General features: G+C 71.1%; 13 protein-coding genes. 5 read left to right on the top strand and 8 right to left on the bottom strand.

What is annotated here, in order from left to right; all coding sequences use genetic code 11:
- Positions 1-813 (bottom strand): non-homologous end joining protein Ku, encoded by an 813-nt coding sequence (gene ku / locus AUV07_RS12640; protein ID WP_062636603.1) that lies wholly within the window; start codon positions 811-813, stop codon positions 1-3.
- Positions 814-870: 57 nt separating this feature from the next.
- Between ku and ligD the strand changes: the two genes are divergently transcribed.
- Positions 871-2,850 (top strand): non-homologous end-joining DNA ligase, encoded by a 1,980-nt coding sequence (gene ligD, locus AUV07_RS12635; protein WP_062636601.1) that lies wholly within the window; start codon positions 871-873, stop codon positions 2,848-2,850.
- Between the two features lie 12 nt (positions 2,851-2,862).
- On the opposite strand, the gene AUV07_RS12630 is transcribed toward ligD, so the two are convergent.
- The 4 genes from AUV07_RS12630 to murI all read right to left on the bottom strand — a co-directional run bounded on the left by AUV07_RS12630 (position 2,863) and on the right by murI (position 6,087).
- Positions 2,863-3,783, bottom strand: a complete 921-nt coding sequence (locus AUV07_RS12630) for a cation diffusion facilitator family transporter (protein WP_062636599.1) — start codon at positions 3,781-3,783, stop codon at positions 2,863-2,865.
- A 100-nt stretch (positions 3,784-3,883) separates the two neighbouring features.
- The gene (gene rdgB / locus AUV07_RS12625) at positions 3,884-4,477 is read right to left on the bottom strand and encodes an RdgB/HAM1 family non-canonical purine NTP pyrophosphatase (protein ID WP_062636597.1); all 594 of its coding nucleotides are present in this window, start codon (positions 4,475-4,477) and stop codon (positions 3,884-3,886) included.
- A 2-nt stretch (positions 4,478-4,479) separates the two neighbouring features.
- Entirely contained in the window at positions 4,480-5,217 is a 738-nt protein-coding gene (gene rph / locus AUV07_RS12620; protein ID WP_025105317.1) for a ribonuclease PH, read from the bottom strand.
- Between the two features lie 33 nt (positions 5,218-5,250).
- Positions 5,251-6,087, bottom strand: coding sequence for a glutamate racemase (gene murI / locus AUV07_RS12615; RefSeq protein WP_062636595.1), 837 nt, complete (start codon positions 6,085-6,087; stop codon positions 5,251-5,253).
- A gap of 62 nt (positions 6,088-6,149) precedes the next feature.
- On the opposite strand from murI, the gene AUV07_RS12610 reads away from it, so the two are divergent.
- A complete protein-coding gene (locus AUV07_RS12610) occupies positions 6,150-7,475 on the top strand; it encodes a nicotinate phosphoribosyltransferase (RefSeq protein WP_062636593.1) in 1,326 nt (441 codons plus the stop codon).
- Positions 7,476-7,481: 6 nt separating this feature from the next.
- On the opposite strand, the gene AUV07_RS12605 is transcribed toward AUV07_RS12610, so the two are convergent.
- From AUV07_RS12605 to AUV07_RS18190, 3 genes are read right to left on the bottom strand one after another with little or no spacing between them, the layout of a single operon-like run.
- Positions 7,482-7,748, bottom strand: coding sequence for a DUF3039 domain-containing protein (locus tag AUV07_RS12605; protein WP_025105320.1), 267 nt, complete (start codon positions 7,746-7,748; stop codon positions 7,482-7,484).
- A 40-nt stretch (positions 7,749-7,788) separates the two neighbouring features.
- Positions 7,789-9,354, bottom strand: coding sequence for a hypothetical protein (locus AUV07_RS12600; RefSeq protein WP_062636591.1), 1,566 nt, complete (start codon positions 9,352-9,354; stop codon positions 7,789-7,791).
- A complete protein-coding gene (locus tag AUV07_RS18190; protein WP_082802948.1) occupies positions 9,330-10,739 on the bottom strand; it encodes an ABC transporter ATP-binding protein in 1,410 nt (469 codons plus the stop codon). The genes AUV07_RS12600 and AUV07_RS18190 overlap by 25 nt, the downstream gene beginning before the upstream one ends.
- On the opposite strand from AUV07_RS18190, the gene AUV07_RS12590 reads away from it, so the two are divergent.
- The 3 genes from AUV07_RS12590 to AUV07_RS12580 all read left to right on the top strand — a co-directional run bounded on the left by AUV07_RS12590 (position 10,714) and on the right by AUV07_RS12580 (position 13,410).
- The gene (locus AUV07_RS12590) at positions 10,714-11,613 is read left to right on the top strand and encodes a hypothetical protein (RefSeq protein ID WP_157524059.1); all 900 of its coding nucleotides are present in this window, start codon (positions 10,714-10,716) and stop codon (positions 11,611-11,613) included. The genes AUV07_RS18190 and AUV07_RS12590 overlap by 26 nt on opposite strands.
- A gap of 35 nt (positions 11,614-11,648) precedes the next feature.
- On the top strand, positions 11,649-12,341 hold the full coding sequence (locus tag AUV07_RS12585; protein WP_062636587.1) for a phosphocholine cytidylyltransferase family protein: 693 nt from the start codon (positions 11,649-11,651) through the stop codon (positions 12,339-12,341).
- A 79-nt stretch (positions 12,342-12,420) separates the two neighbouring features.
- Positions 12,421-13,410, top strand: a complete 990-nt coding sequence (locus AUV07_RS12580) for a hypothetical protein (RefSeq protein ID WP_062636585.1) — start codon at positions 12,421-12,423, stop codon at positions 13,408-13,410.
- The last annotated feature ends 26 nt before the right edge of the window (positions 13,411-13,436 follow it).

Here is a 13,436-nt window from a genome sequence, read left to right as displayed (position 1 = left end):
TCAGCCCGCGTTCTTCGAGCGCTTCTCCTTGGAGCGGGCCACGCTCGCGCGCAGCGCCTCCATCAGGTCGATGACCTCGCCGCCGTCGGCCGCCTTCTCGGCGTCGCCACCGAACGTCTCAGCCACATCGAACGTCTCCCCGGCCTCGATCTTCGCGTCGATGAGGGTGCGCAGCTCCTTCTGGTACTCGTCGATGAATTCCTCGGGGTCGAAGTCGGCCGAGTAGCTGTCCACGAGCGAAGACGACAGCTCCAGCTCCTTCTTCGAGATCCGCACGTCCTCGTCGAGGGACGGGAACTCCGCCTCCCGGACCTCGTCCGACCACAGGAGCGTCTGGAGCACGAGCACCTTGCCCCGCACGCGCAGGGCGGCGAGGCGCGTCTTCTGGCGCAGCGTGAACCGCACGATCGCGGTGCGGTCGGTCTGCTCCAGAGTCTTGCGCAGCAGCACGTACGCCTTGGGCGACTTCGAGTCGGGCTCCAGGTAGTACGGCTTGTCGAGGGTGAGCGGATCGACCTGTTCCGAGGGCACGAACTCCACCACGTCGATCTCGCGGGTCTTCTCCGCCGGCAGCGCGGCGAGGTCGTCCTTGGTGAGCACGACCGTCTGCCCGTCGTCGACGTACGCGCGGTCGATGTCGGAGTAGGCGACCGTCTCGCCGCACACCTCGCACGTCCGCTGGTAGCGGATGCGGCCACCGTCCTTGTCGTGCACCTGATGCAGCGGCACGTCGTGGTCCTCGGTCGCGGAGTACACCTTGACCGGCACGTTCACCAGCCCGAACGTCAGGGCGCCCTTCCAGATCGTCCTCATCACACCAGTAGACACCAGCCCCACCCGTCACGACCACCCCTTGACTACGCTGGCTCCATGGTGGGAGAGGCACAGGTCGTACAGGTCGACGGCCGACGACTGCGCGTGACCAACCTCGACAAGGTCGTCTATCCGGAGACGGGCACGACCAAGGGCGAGGTCATCGCCTACTACACCGCCATCGCGCCCCTGCTCCTGCCGCTCCTCGACGGCCGCCCGGTCACCCGCAAGCGCTGGGTCGAGGGCGTCGGCACCGCCGCGGCTCCCGAAGACTCCTTCTTCACGAAGCAGCTCGAGCCCGGGGCTCCGGACTGGATCCCGCGGCAGGACATCCAGCACTCCGACGGCCCCAAGGCGTATCCGCTGGTGGAGGACGTGCCCACATTGGTCTGGCTCGCACAGGTCGCGGCGATCGAGCTGCACGTGCCGCAATGGCGGTTCACCCCGGAGGGCCTACCCGGTCGCCCGGACCGTCTCGTGCTCGACCTGGACCCCGGACCCGGCGCCGACCTCGCGCAGTGCGCCGAGGTCGCCCGGATCGCCAGGACCCTCCTCACCGGCATGGGCCTCGACCCCCTGCCCGTGACGAGCGGCAGCAAGGGCATCCATCTCTACGCGTCCCTGCCCGGCGAGCAGACCAGCGCCGAGGTCTCCGCCGTGGTCAAAGAACTGGCCCGCATCATCGAGAACGACCACCCGGACCTCGCGACGAGCGTCATGTCCAAGGCCGTGCGCGGGGGCAAGGTGTTCCTCGACTGGAGCCAGAACAACGGCAAGAAGACGACGATCTCCCCGTACTCTCTGCGCGGGCGCGCGCGCCCCGGCGTCGCGGCGCCGCGCACGTGGGAGGAGCTCGACGACCCTGGACTCGCCCACCTCGAACTGGACGACGTGCTCGCACGCGCGGCTGCGGGATTCGACCCCCTCTCGTCGCTCCGCCCCGACGCTCCGGCACTGCCCTCGAACGCGCCCGCCTCGACCCCGGCTCCCGCGATCCGGGCGGCGGCCCCCGCCCCCACCCGCCGCGGACGGCCCCTCGCCGCGCCCGCGCCGTCACCCGCCGGGGCCACCCTCCCCTCCCTGGCCCCGATGCTCGCCGAGAACGGCACCCCCGCGATCGCTCGAAACCTCAGCACCCCGTCCTGGGTGGAGGTGAAGTGGGACGGCATCCGTGCGATCGGCACCTGGCGCGACGGGCACATGTCGCTGCACGCCCGTCGCGGCACCGACATCACCGCCCGCTACCCCGAGCTGACGGCCGACGGCGCCCCGTTCCTCCCGGTCGACGAGGCGATCGTCGACGGGGAGATCGTCGCCTTCGACAGCGCCGCCCGGCCGAGCTTCTCCCTGCTGCAGAACCGCATGCACCTCACCCGGCCCCGGGAGATCGAGCGCGAGGTGGTGCGCACACCCGTCGTGTACATGCTGTTCGACCTGCTCCGTCTCGACGGGCACGACCTCACCGGGATGCCGCTCCGCGAGCGCCGCACGCTCCTGGGCGACATCGTGGCGGGGATCGACGCGCCCATCCAGGTCCCACCCGTCTTCGACGACGTGGACGCGGCGCTGGCCGCGAGCGAGGAGTTCGGTCTGGAGGGCGTCGTCGTGAAGGATCCGGCGTCGCGGTACCGCGCCGGCCAGCGCTCGCCCTCCTGGCTCAAGCTCAAGAACACCCGCATGCAGGAGGCGGTGATCGTCGGCATCCGCCCGGGGAAGGGCGAGCGGGAGGGCACTCTCGGCTCTCTCCTCCTCGCGGTCCCGGAGGGCGGCGACCTCCGCTACATCGGCCGCGTCGGCACCGGATTCACCGACCGGATCCTCCGCGACCTCCTCGCCCGCCTGGAACCGCTGCGCGTGCCGCGCGCACCGCTCGACGGCGTCCCCCGACCCGATGCCTCCGACGCCCTGTGGGTGCGACCCGAGCTCGTGGGCGAGGTGGAGTTCGCGAACTGGACGCCGGACGGCATCCTCCGGCACGCGCGTTGGCGGGGCCTGCGTCCCGACAAGACCGTCGACGAGATCACCGTCGAGGCGTGAGGGGCACGCCGCTCAGGCGTGGTGCGGTTCGCAGTCGCTCTGCTCGGCCGGCTCGATCTGGAACGTGGAGTGCGCGACGTCGAAGTGATCCGCGAGGCACGCCTGCATCTCCGACAACAGGGCCGCCGAGCGGCCGTCCGCCAGCAGGTCCGGTCGCACGCTGACGTGCGCGGTGAAGACGGGCGCACCGCGGGTGAGCTGCCACACGTGCACGTCGTGGACCCCGACGACGCCGTCGTAGCCGAGCAGGTGGGTGCGGATCTCGCCGACGGCCATGCCCTTCGGCGCCGACTCGGCGAGCACGGAGAACACCTCCTTGAGCAGCACGAACGCCCGCGGGATGATCATCGCCGCGATGAACAGCGAGGCGAGCGCGTCGGCCGGCATCCAGCCCGTCACGAGGATCACGCCCGCCGCGATGATGACCATGAGCGAGCCGAGCAGGTCGCCCATCACCTCGAGGTAGGCGCCCCGCACGTTCAGATTCGTGCGCTGGGCCCGGCTGAGCAGCCACATCGACACCGCGTTCGCGACGAGGCCGACGACCGCGACGACGAGCATGAGCCCGCCGGCGACCTCGACCTCGGCCGGGTTCAGCAGCCGCTGCACCCCCTGCACGGCGACGACGGTGGCGAGGGCGATGAGGATGACCGCGTTGATGAGCGCGCCGAACACCTCGGCCCGCTGGTAGCCGAACGTCCGGCGGTCGTCCGCAGGACGCGCCGCCACGGTCGCGGCGATGAGGGCGATCACGAGCGCCGAGGCGTCCGTGAACATGTGCGCGGCGTCCGCGAGCAGCGCGAGCGAGCCCGTGAGGAGGGCTCCGACGACCTGCACGATCATCACGGTCGCCGTGAGGGTCAGCGAGATCGCGAGCAGGCGACGGCTGCTCGCCGAACGGAGACCGCCGGGCGCGGGCGCGTGATCGTGCATGCCCCCAGGCTAGCCCGGCATCGGGTGCGGAGAGGCCGTTTCCGCCTAGTCGGGAACAGTAACGATTCTCACCGTCAGCAGGGGTTCTTCTGCGGGATTCTCAGAGCGCGGCGAGCAGCGGCACGAGCGCCGTGAAGGCGCGGGCGCGATGCGACTGCGACTGCTTCTCCTCCGCCGTGAACTCTCCCACGGTGCGCTCCGCGCCGTCGGGCTGGCCGTCCGGGATGAAGATCGGGTCGTAGCCGAAACCGCCGCCCCCGGAGGCGTCGTGGGCGAGGCGTCCGGGCCAGATCCCTTCGACGACGTGCTCGCGACCGTCCGGGAGGACGAGGGCGATGGTCGAGGTGAAGTGCGCCGAGCGATGCGGGTCGGCGACGTCGCGCAGCTGGTCGAGCAGCAGCTCCAGGTTCGCCGTGGCGTCCTTCTTCTGTCCTGCCCAGTACGCCGAGAACACCCCCGGCGACCCGCCGAGCACGTCCACGCAGATGCCGGAGTCGTCGGCGAGCGCCGCGAGGCCGGTGTGCGCGGCGGCCGCTCGCGCCTTGAGGAGGGCGTTCTCCGCGAACGTCACCCCGTCCTCGACCGGCTCGGGACCGTCGTAGCCGACGACCTCCAGGTCGGGCCGCGTCTGCTGCACGATCTGCTGGAACTCCGCCACCTTGTGCGGGTTGTGGGTCGCGAGGACGACGCGCATGCTCAGGCTCCCGCCAGAGCGGCGAGCTGCCGGTCCTTCAGCTCCGCGCAGCCGGCGACCCCGAGGTCGAGGAGCGCGTCGAGCTCGCGCTTGTCGAACGGCGCCCCCTCGGCGGTTCCCTGCACCTCGACGAACAGGCCGCGGCCGGTCACGACGACGTTCATGTCGGTCTCGGCACGCACGTCCTCGACGTAGGCGAGGTCGAGCATCGGCTCCCCGTCGACGATGCCGACCGACACCGCGGAGACCGAGTCGAGCAGCGGCGTCGAGTTCTTGCCGATGAACTTCTTGTCCCGGCCCCATTCGATCGCGTCCGCCAGGGCGACGTAGGCGCCGGTGATCGCCGCCGTGCGAGTGCCGCCGTCGGCCTGGAGCACGTCGCAGTCGATGACGATGGTGTTCTCGCCCAGCGCCTTGGTGTCGACGACGGCGCGGAGAGCGCGACCGATGAGGCGGGAGATCTCGTGCGTGCGGCCGCCGATGCGCCCCTTCACGCTCTCCCGGTCGTTGCGGCTGTTCGTCGCGCGCGGGAGCATCGCGTACTCGGCCGTGACCCAGCCCTTGCCCTTGCCGGTGAGCCACCGAGGCACACCGTTCGTGAACGAGGCGGTGCACAGCACCTTCGTCCCGCCGAAGCTGATGAGAGCCGAGCCCTCGGCCTGCGCGCTCCAGCCGCGCTCGATGGTGATCTCGCGGAGCTGCGAGGTGGAACGGCCGTCGGCGCGGACGATGTCGGTCATGTGCTTCTCTCGGTCGGGGATGGAGGGACGGGCTCAGCGCGCGTCGAGGGCGGAATCGGGAAGCGTGATGACGCCGGTCTGGACGAGCTGCACGTCGCGCACCTCACGGCCCATGAGCCGGTTCGCGAGCGCCGTGAAGTCGTCGGCGGAGTCGCCCGTGGCCTCGTAGACGTACGTCGCGGCGGCGTCGGGCGGTGCCAGCAGATCGCCGCGCACGAGCTGGCGGTACACGTCACCCGCGGTCTCGTCGTCGCTGGAGACCAGGGTCACGCCCTCCCCCATGACGTAGCTGATGGCGCCACGGAGGAACGGGTAGTGCGTGCAGCCGAGGACGAGCGTGTCCACGTCGGCCTCCCGCAGCGGCGCGAGGTACTCCTCGGCCACGGCGAGCACCTCGGGGGTCCCGGTCACCCCGGCCTCGACGAACTCGACGAAACGGGGGCAGGCCGCCGTGAACACCTGCAGGCGCTCGTTCACCTCGAGCATGTCCTGGTAGGCCCGCGAGCCGATGGTGCCGACGGTGCCGATCACGCCGACACGACCGTTCCGCGTCGTCGAGACCGCACGCCGGACGGCCGGACCGATCACCTCGACCACCGGGACGTCGTAGCGCTCGCGCGCATCGCGCAGCATGGCCGCGGAGGCGGTGTTGCAGGCGATCACGAGCATCTTCACGCCCTGGTCGACCAGCGTGTCCAGCACCTCGAGCGCGTAGCGGCGCACGTCGGCGATGGGCTTGGGGCCATACGGCGAGTGGGCGGTGTCGCCGATGTAGACGAACGATTCGCGGGGCAGCTGGGCCCGGATGGCCCTGGCCACCGTGAGCCCGCCGACACCGGAGTCGAAGATCCCGATGGGCGCGTCGTTCATGACTCCCCAGCCTACCCGCGTGCGCGGCGCCGCGTGCATCCTGGCCTCACTAAGCTGAGCGCATGACCACGTCGACGGCGCTGCTCACCGACCGTTACGAGCTCACGATGCTCGCCGCCTCGCTCCGGGACGGCACCGCGTCCCGACCGAGCGTCTTCGAGCTCTTCTCCCGGCGTCTCTCCGGCGGACGCCGTTTCGGCGTCGTGGCCGGCACCGGGCGGCTGCTCGGGTTGCTCCGCAACTTCCGCTTCGGGGACGACGAGCTGCGCTTCCTCCGCGACGAGCACGTCGTCGACGCCGAGACCCTCGCCTCCCTGGAGCGCTACCGCTTCACCGGCACGGTCCGCGGCTACCGCGAGGGTGAGCTCTACTTCCCCGGATCCCCCATCCTCACGGTCGAGGGCTCCTTCGCGGACGCCGTCGTCCTGGAGACCCTGGCGCTGAGCGTGCTCAACCACGACTCTGCCGTCGCCACGGCCGCCGCGCGCATGAGCATCGCCGCCGGGGAGCGACCGCTCGCCGAGATGGGCTCGCGCCGCGCGGCGGAGCGCTCCGCCGTGGCCGCGGCGCGGGCGGCCTACATCGCCGGCTTCGGCGCCACGAGCAACCTCGAGGCCGGTCGCTCCTGGGGCATCCCGACCATGGGCACCGCCGCCCACTCGTGGACCCTGCTGCACGACAGCGAGGAGGACGCCTTCCGCGCGCAGGTCGAGAGCATGGGCGTGGACACCACCCTCCTCGTGGACACCTATGACATCCGCACCGGCGTCGAGACCGCGATCCGGGTGGCCGGGACCGGGCTGGGGGGCGTCCGTATCGACTCCGGCGACCTCCCGATCGTCGCCGCGGAGGTGCGCGCACAGCTCGACGAGCTCGGCGCCACCGAGACCCGCATCACGGTCACGAGCGATCTCGACGAGTACGCGATCGCCGCTCTCGCCGCGTCGCCCGTGGACGCGTACGGCGTGGGCACGTCCGTCGTGACGGGTTCCGGCTATCCCACCGCGAGCATGGTCTACAAGCTCGTGGCCCGGCAGGATGCCGACGGCTCGTGGATCGGGGTCGCCAAGGCGTCCGCCGACAAGGCCTCGTTCGGCGGCCGCAAGGCGGCGTTCCGCACGCTCAGCGACGGAGTCGCCGCGGCGGAGACGGTCGTCGTCTCCGACGGGTTCGAAGCGCTGGACACTCCTGCCGAGCACCCGGACGGGCGCCCGCTCCAGGTGACCCTCGTCGACGGCGGGGAGATCGACAGCGCCTTCGAGGGTGCTGCGGGGACCGCCGCCGCCCGCGCGCACCACCTGCGCGTCCGCGAAGAGCTGCCGGTGCGCGCGCTCGCGCTCAGCAAGTCCGACCCCGCGATCCCGACGGTCTACGTCGAGGCCGACTGACCGGGGTCAGCGGACCATCGACTCGTAGATCTCCTTGCACGTCGGGCAGATCGGGAACTTCTCGGGGTCGCGGCCCGGCGTCCACTTCTTGCCGCAGAGGGCGCGGACGGGCTTGCCCGTGATCGCCGACTCGAGGATCTTGTCCTTCTTCACGTAGTGCGAAAAGCGCTCGTGGTCGCCCGGTTCGATGTTCTCCTCGCGGAGGAGTTCTTCCAGTTCGCGATCAAGCGTTGCCACGCCGCCCTGATCGGGGCTGTCCAGCGGAGTACTCATCCCGCGATTCTAGCCGCGTCTCCCCCTCGGCGGGGCGGTCTCACGCGGTCTCGACGAACTCCATCAGACGTTCGCCACTGCGCTCGAAGATGCGACCACCGAGCACGGCTCCCCCGAGGAACACCGCGATGCCGGTGAGGATGCCGACCCAGAAGGCGGCGGGCGCGTAGCCGGAATCGGCGACGATGCTCGCCGCGAACAGCCACATCGTCGGCACACTCAGCACGATCGCGCCGAGGAACGCCGCCGCGGGGCCGTACACGCCGCGGGACGTCGGCCGCTGCGGCTGCTGGAACGGGCTGTCCCCCGGGCGGGAGACCGCATAGGGCGCGACCACGGACACCACGCTGGAGATCCCGAGGGCGCTGAACAGCAGGCTCGCTCCGAGACCGACGAGCGGTAGGAGCAGGCTCCACCGACCGGCGAGGAGCAGCGAGAGCGGCACCGCGATCGCCAGCACGGGGACGGCGACGAGCAGCACCGGCACGAGGCGCCCGAGACGGTCGGGAAGACCGCGGACGCCGCTCGCGACGTGGGTCCACAGGGCCGTGGAATCGTAGGCGACGTCGTTGTGGGGCAGCCAGCCGAAGAACAGGGCCATGACGGGCACGGGCACGAGGGCGGCGATCTCGACCGGCACACCCGCGACGATGAGGGGGAACACGGTGAGCACGCCCGCCACCGGCACCACGATGATGTTCATGATGTACCGGCGGTCGCGCAGCCAGTACACGAGGCTCCGCGCCGCGATGGCGCCGAAGGCGTTCGAGGGCAGGAGACCGAACCAGCCGAGTCCGCTCCGTTCCCGTGCCGCCACCGGACGCTCGGTCGTGGTGAGCAGTCGACGCACGAACCAGGTCCAGGCGAGCCACAGCAGCGCCAGGGTGACGACGGCCACCAGGCCGCTGACCCAGGCCGCGGCCGTCTCCCCTTCTGCCGCCGCGAACATCGCCGCCGGCGAGGCGGCGAGCGGGGTGAAGCCGATCACGGAGGTCAGGGTCGCCAGCGATGCCGGCACCTCGCCGTCCCAGCGGAGGGAGCCGAGGAACACGGCGACGGGGAACGCGATGACGATCAGGGCGAGGGCGAACAACGCGGTCAGCTCCCGGGAGCGGCGCTCCGGAAGCAGGAGCGCGTTGAGCGCCATCCCGACCCGCGAGAGGAGGATGGTCGACAGCAGCCCCATCAGCGCCAGGAGGATGGCCGGGAACCACGGCGCACCGGCCCCGATCGCGACGACGGTCACGCTGATGTAGACCGCGAGGAGCGCGAGGCTCGGGACGCTGACGAGCGACGCGACCGCGAGCACCCAGGGCATCTTCCGCTCGTCGACGCCGAACACCGCGAAGCGCCGCGGATCGAGCTGGTCGACGGCCCCCACGAGCAGCGGCCCCACGAGGAAGCCGAGAAGGACGGCCGCCCCGCCGAGCACGGTCACCGCCTTGGATACCGGGACCGGGGCGCCGCCGAGGCTGAACACCGCCACGCACACCACCACGGTGACCGCGATCACCGCGCCGAAGGAGAGCAGGGTGCGCACCCGGTGTTCCCCGCGCAGGGCGCCCAGGAGGAGCGCGAACCTCAGTCGGAGAACGTGTGCAGCCACTCGAGCCCCTCCACCTCGCCGCTGGAGCCCGCGAGCTCCACGAATCGGGACTCGAGCGTCTGGCCTGCGCGCACCTCGTCGATCGTGCCCTCGGCGAGCACCTCGCCGTTCACGATGATCGCCACCCGGGAGCACACGCGCTCCACGAGGTCCATGCCGTGGCTCGACAGGATCACCGTGCCACCGTGCGACACGTACGCCCGCAGGATGTCGAGGATCACGGCGGACGACACGGGGTCGACGGACTCGAACGGCTCGTCGAGGACGAGCACGCCGGGCGAGTGGATCATCGCGCCCGCGAGCATGATCTTCTTCGTCATGCCGGCCGAGTAGTCGGACACCACCCGGTTCAGGGCGTCGCCGAGGTCGAAGGCCCTGGCGAGGTCGCCGGTGCGCTTCTCGATGACGTCGGCGGCGAGCCCACGGAGCAGTCCGTAGTAGTAGAGCAGTTGACGCCCGGTGAGGCGGTCGAACGTGCGCAGCCGGTCGGGCAGCACGCCCATCACGCGCTTCGCGGCGAGCGGGTCGGTCGCCTGGTCGATGCCGCAGATGAGGACGCTGCCCTCGTCGGCGCGCAGGAGGCCGGCGACGATCGACAGGGTCGTCGTCTTGCCGGCGCCGTTCGGCCCCACGATGCCGTAGAAGGAGGCCGCGGGCACGGTGAGGTCGATGCCGTCGACCGCGCGGTTCTCGCCGAACTGCTTCACGAGGCCGCGGATGCGGATGGCCTCGGTGCCGGGCTCCGCCGCCGCGTCGTCAGCGGTCTCTGCCGGTGGCTCCTCGGCGATCACCGGGTCGACCACCTCGACGATCTCGACCTCCGCGACGCGGCCGTCTTCCGGTGCAGGCTCCGTCGTCACCGGCAGAGCGGTGTCGGACACCTCGACGGCGGGCTCCGTGGCACGGTCCTCGATGACCGCGGGGTCCTCGACGAGCGTCGCAGGTTCGGCGGTTCCGTCGTCCGACGCCGCCGCCTCGGTGGAGGCGGTTTCGGTGTCGATGGCCTCTGCGGACGCGGTCGGCGACGACACGGCGCTGGAGTCCTCCGGCTGCGTCTCCGCAGCGGCCTCGGCTTCCGCGACCTGTGCTTCCGCGGCCTGTGCTTCCGCCGCCTGTGCTTCCGCGGCCTGTGCTTCCGCCGCCTCTGCTTCCGCGGCTTTCGCGGCAGCCGCCTTGGCCGCGGCCGCCTTCGCCGCAGCGGTCTTGGCGGCGGTGGTCTTGGCCGTCGTCTTGGCCGCCGATGCCTTCGCGGCGGCCGTCTTCGCCGCCGCGGCCTTGGCCGCAGCCGTCTTGGCGGCCGTCGTCCTGGCGGTAGCCGTACTCGGCTTCGTGGTCCTCGCGGACGGACGCTTCGAGCCGGTGGTGCGCGCCGCGGTGTTCTTCATCGCGGCCGTTCGGGCTGCGGAGGCCGTGCGCGCAGCGGCGGGATCCACGCTCGCTGCGGGCGTGGGCTCCACCACGACCTCGGACGAGGGGGCCGCCTTCTCGGCCGCAGCCTTGGTCGGCGCGGGCCGCGTGGCGGCCGTCTTCTTCGCCGCGGAAGCCTTCGCCGCGGGTGCCTTCGACGCCGCGGAGGACTTCGCCGCGGACGACTTCGTCGTGGAGGACTTCGTCGTGGTGGTCTTCGCCGAAGCGGGCTTCGCACCCGCGGTCTTGCCCGCGGTCGACGTCGCACCGGTGGTCTTCGTCGCAGGCGACTTCGCGCTCGTGGTCTTCGCCGCCGGGGACTTCGCAGCCGGGGACTTCGCCGCCGCGGCCTTCGCAGCGGTGGACGTCGAGGCCGCGGTCTTCGAGGTCGTCGTCTTCGCGCTCGTGGTCTTCGCCGCCGTGGACTTCGCCGTGGAGGTCTTCGCTGCGGTCTTCTTCTTCGTCGGCGACGCGTCCGCGGCGGACGTGCCCGCGGTCGAGGTCGCGGCCGCCTTCTTCGCGGCGGCAGAGGACGAGGCAGGCCTCTTGGCGGCCGGCTTCCGAACGGGCGCGGAGGCCTCGGCCGGAGTCTCGGCTCCCTCTGCCTGGGGGGTGGGGTCATCAGGGGAGGAAGTCACCGTCCTACGGTATCAACGGGCGGCTGAGAGCCAAGGCCCCACGCCCGATTCGGCCGCCCGAACCCCTTCTCCGCGGGTTTCGCAAGGGGGTTGTCGTCCCTGTGCGTTGCGTGTGTACTCGGTCACGAAATGGCAACGGGACCCCCCTGGCCCCGGGCTTTCCAGGGGGAATCGCTACCATGATTCCCGGCACGACGAAGTGTCTGGTCGGTGAACCGGCCGTGAACACAACTTCCTTTAGGAGTATTCGTGACTCTTCAGACCGTCATCCTCGCCGCGGGCATGGGCTCCCGCCTCGGCCGCGCGCTGCCCAAGCCGCTCACCGAGCTCAGCGACGGCCGCACGATCATGCGCCAGCAGCACGACAACATCCGCGCCGCCTTCGGCTCCGACGCCCGCATCACCACGGTGGTGGGCTACCGCGCGGAGACGATCATCGAGGCCTTCCCCTCCGTGAACTACGTCCACAACGACCGCTACGACGAGACGAACACCTCGAAGAGCCTCCTGCGCGCCCTGGGCGCCACCGGCAGGAGCGGTGTGCTGTGGATGAACGGCGATGTCGTCTTCGACCCGATGATCCTCGGCCGCGCGGCCGCGTACATCGAGCGCGACCAGTCGTTCGTCACCGTCAACACCGCCAAGGTCAGTGACGAAGAGGTGAAGTACACCGTCACGGCGGAGGGCTTCATCAAGGAGCTGTCGAAGTCCGTCAAGGGCGGCCTCGGCGAGGCGGTCGGCATCAACTACATCTCCTCCGGCTTCAAGAAGGCGTTCATGCGCCAGCTGCAGCGGGTCGAGGACCAGGACTACTTCGAGCGGGGTCTCGAACTGGCGATCGCCGAGGACGGCCTGCTGCTCGAGCCGATGGACGTCTCCGACCTGTACGCGGTCGAGGTCGACTTCGCGGAAGACCTGGAGCGCGCGAACCTCTTCGTGTGACGCTCCCGTCCGAGAGCCCCGGCCCGCCACGGACCGGGGCTCTCGGTGTTTTCGCGGTCGCGCTTCATAGGATCGGCACATGGCCCCCAAGGTGCACAAGATCCACTCCCTGCCGGACGACGCCCCGTGGGACAAGGGCGTGCCCCCGGTCGGCTCCCCCGAGCACCCGATGATGGTCCGCGGGCTCGATCGGGTGCTCTCGATCCAGCGCCCGCTGGTCCTCGCCCACATCCGCAGCATCCGCCTGCGCAACCCGCACGCGACCCCCGACGAGATCATCCGGATCCTGGAGCGCCGCTATCTCGCAGCCGTCACGACGGGCGGGGCCGCGGTGGGGGCGACCGCCGTGGTCCCCGGTATCGGCACGGGCATCACGCTCGCCCTCTCCGGCGTCGAAACGGTGGGATTCGTGGAATCCACCGCCCTCTTCGCGCAGTCGGTCGCCGAGGTGCACGGCATCGCCGTCGGCAACCCCGACCGCGCACGCGCTCTCGTCATGACCCTCATGCTCGGCAAGGAGGGCGTCGATCTCGTCGGACAGCTCGCGCGCCAGGTCACCGGTCGCGGCAGCAGCCGATCGGCGTACTGGGGCGAGCTGGTGACGAAGTCGCTCCCCCGCGCCGCCGTGGGGCCGCTCGTGGACCAGCTCAAAGGGATGTTCGTGAAGCAGTTCGCGACCAGGGGCGGGGCGTCGTTCCTCGGCAAGGCGATGCCGTTCGGGATCGGTGCGGCGATCGGCGGCGCGGGCAACCACATCCTCGGACGCCGGGTCCTCACCACCTCGCACCGGGCATTCGGGGCCGCGCCCCTCACCCTCCCCGCGGAGCTGGAGCCCGTGCCCGGTGCCGAGAAGGTGGAGCTGCGGATGCTGCGCGGAGCGCGCTATGCCGGCAACGCGGTTGCGGGAGCCGCGGGCACCGTGGCACGCGGCGCGGGATGGGTCGGACACCGGGTCGGCGAGATCGCCGGTCGCCGACGCGAGCACCCCACGGAGGAACTCGACGCCGGTCCCGCCGATGGCGATCACGGGTTGCCGCCACGACCGGGTTCCGACACGACCGCGGGGTGAGCGGGCGCGCACCTCGCCAAAGGATC

The organism is Microbacterium sp. CH1, assembly GCF_001595495.1.
Taxonomy (GTDB): domain Bacteria; phylum Actinomycetota; class Actinomycetes; order Actinomycetales; family Microbacteriaceae; genus Microbacterium.
The sequence above is the reverse complement of the archived record's forward strand: the minus strand, read 5'-3'. Positions and strand labels throughout refer to the sequence as shown.

Excerpts from the sequence above, each read along its gene's own strand:
- ku (WP_062636603.1), bottom strand. The coding sequence starts at position 813 with ATGAGGACGATCTGGAAGGGCGCCCTGACGTTCGGGCTGGTGAACGTG.
- ligD (WP_062636601.1), top strand. The coding sequence starts at position 871 with ATGGTGGGAGAGGCACAGGTCGTACAGGTCGACGGCCGACGACTGCGC.
- AUV07_RS12630 (WP_062636599.1), bottom strand. The coding sequence starts at position 3,783 with ATGCACGATCACGCGCCCGCGCCCGGCGGTCTCCGTTCGGCGAGCAGC.
- rdgB (WP_062636597.1), bottom strand. The coding sequence starts at position 4,477 with ATGCGCGTCGTCCTCGCGACCCACAACCCGCACAAGGTGGCGGAGTTC.
- rph (WP_025105317.1), bottom strand. The coding sequence starts at position 5,217 with ATGACCGACATCGTCCGCGCCGACGGCCGTTCCACCTCGCAGCTCCGC.
- murI (WP_062636595.1), bottom strand. The coding sequence starts at position 6,087 with ATGAACGACGCGCCCATCGGGATCTTCGACTCCGGTGTCGGCGGGCTC.
- AUV07_RS12610 (WP_062636593.1), top strand. The coding sequence starts at position 6,150 with ATGACCACGTCGACGGCGCTGCTCACCGACCGTTACGAGCTCACGATG.
- AUV07_RS12605 (WP_025105320.1), bottom strand. The coding sequence starts at position 7,748 with ATGAGTACTCCGCTGGACAGCCCCGATCAGGGCGGCGTGGCAACGCTT.
- AUV07_RS18190 (WP_082802948.1), bottom strand. The coding sequence starts at position 10,739 with ATGAAGAACACCGCGGCGCGCACCACCGGCTCGAAGCGTCCGTCCGCG.
- AUV07_RS12580 (WP_062636585.1), top strand. The coding sequence starts at position 12,421 with ATGGCCCCCAAGGTGCACAAGATCCACTCCCTGCCGGACGACGCCCCG.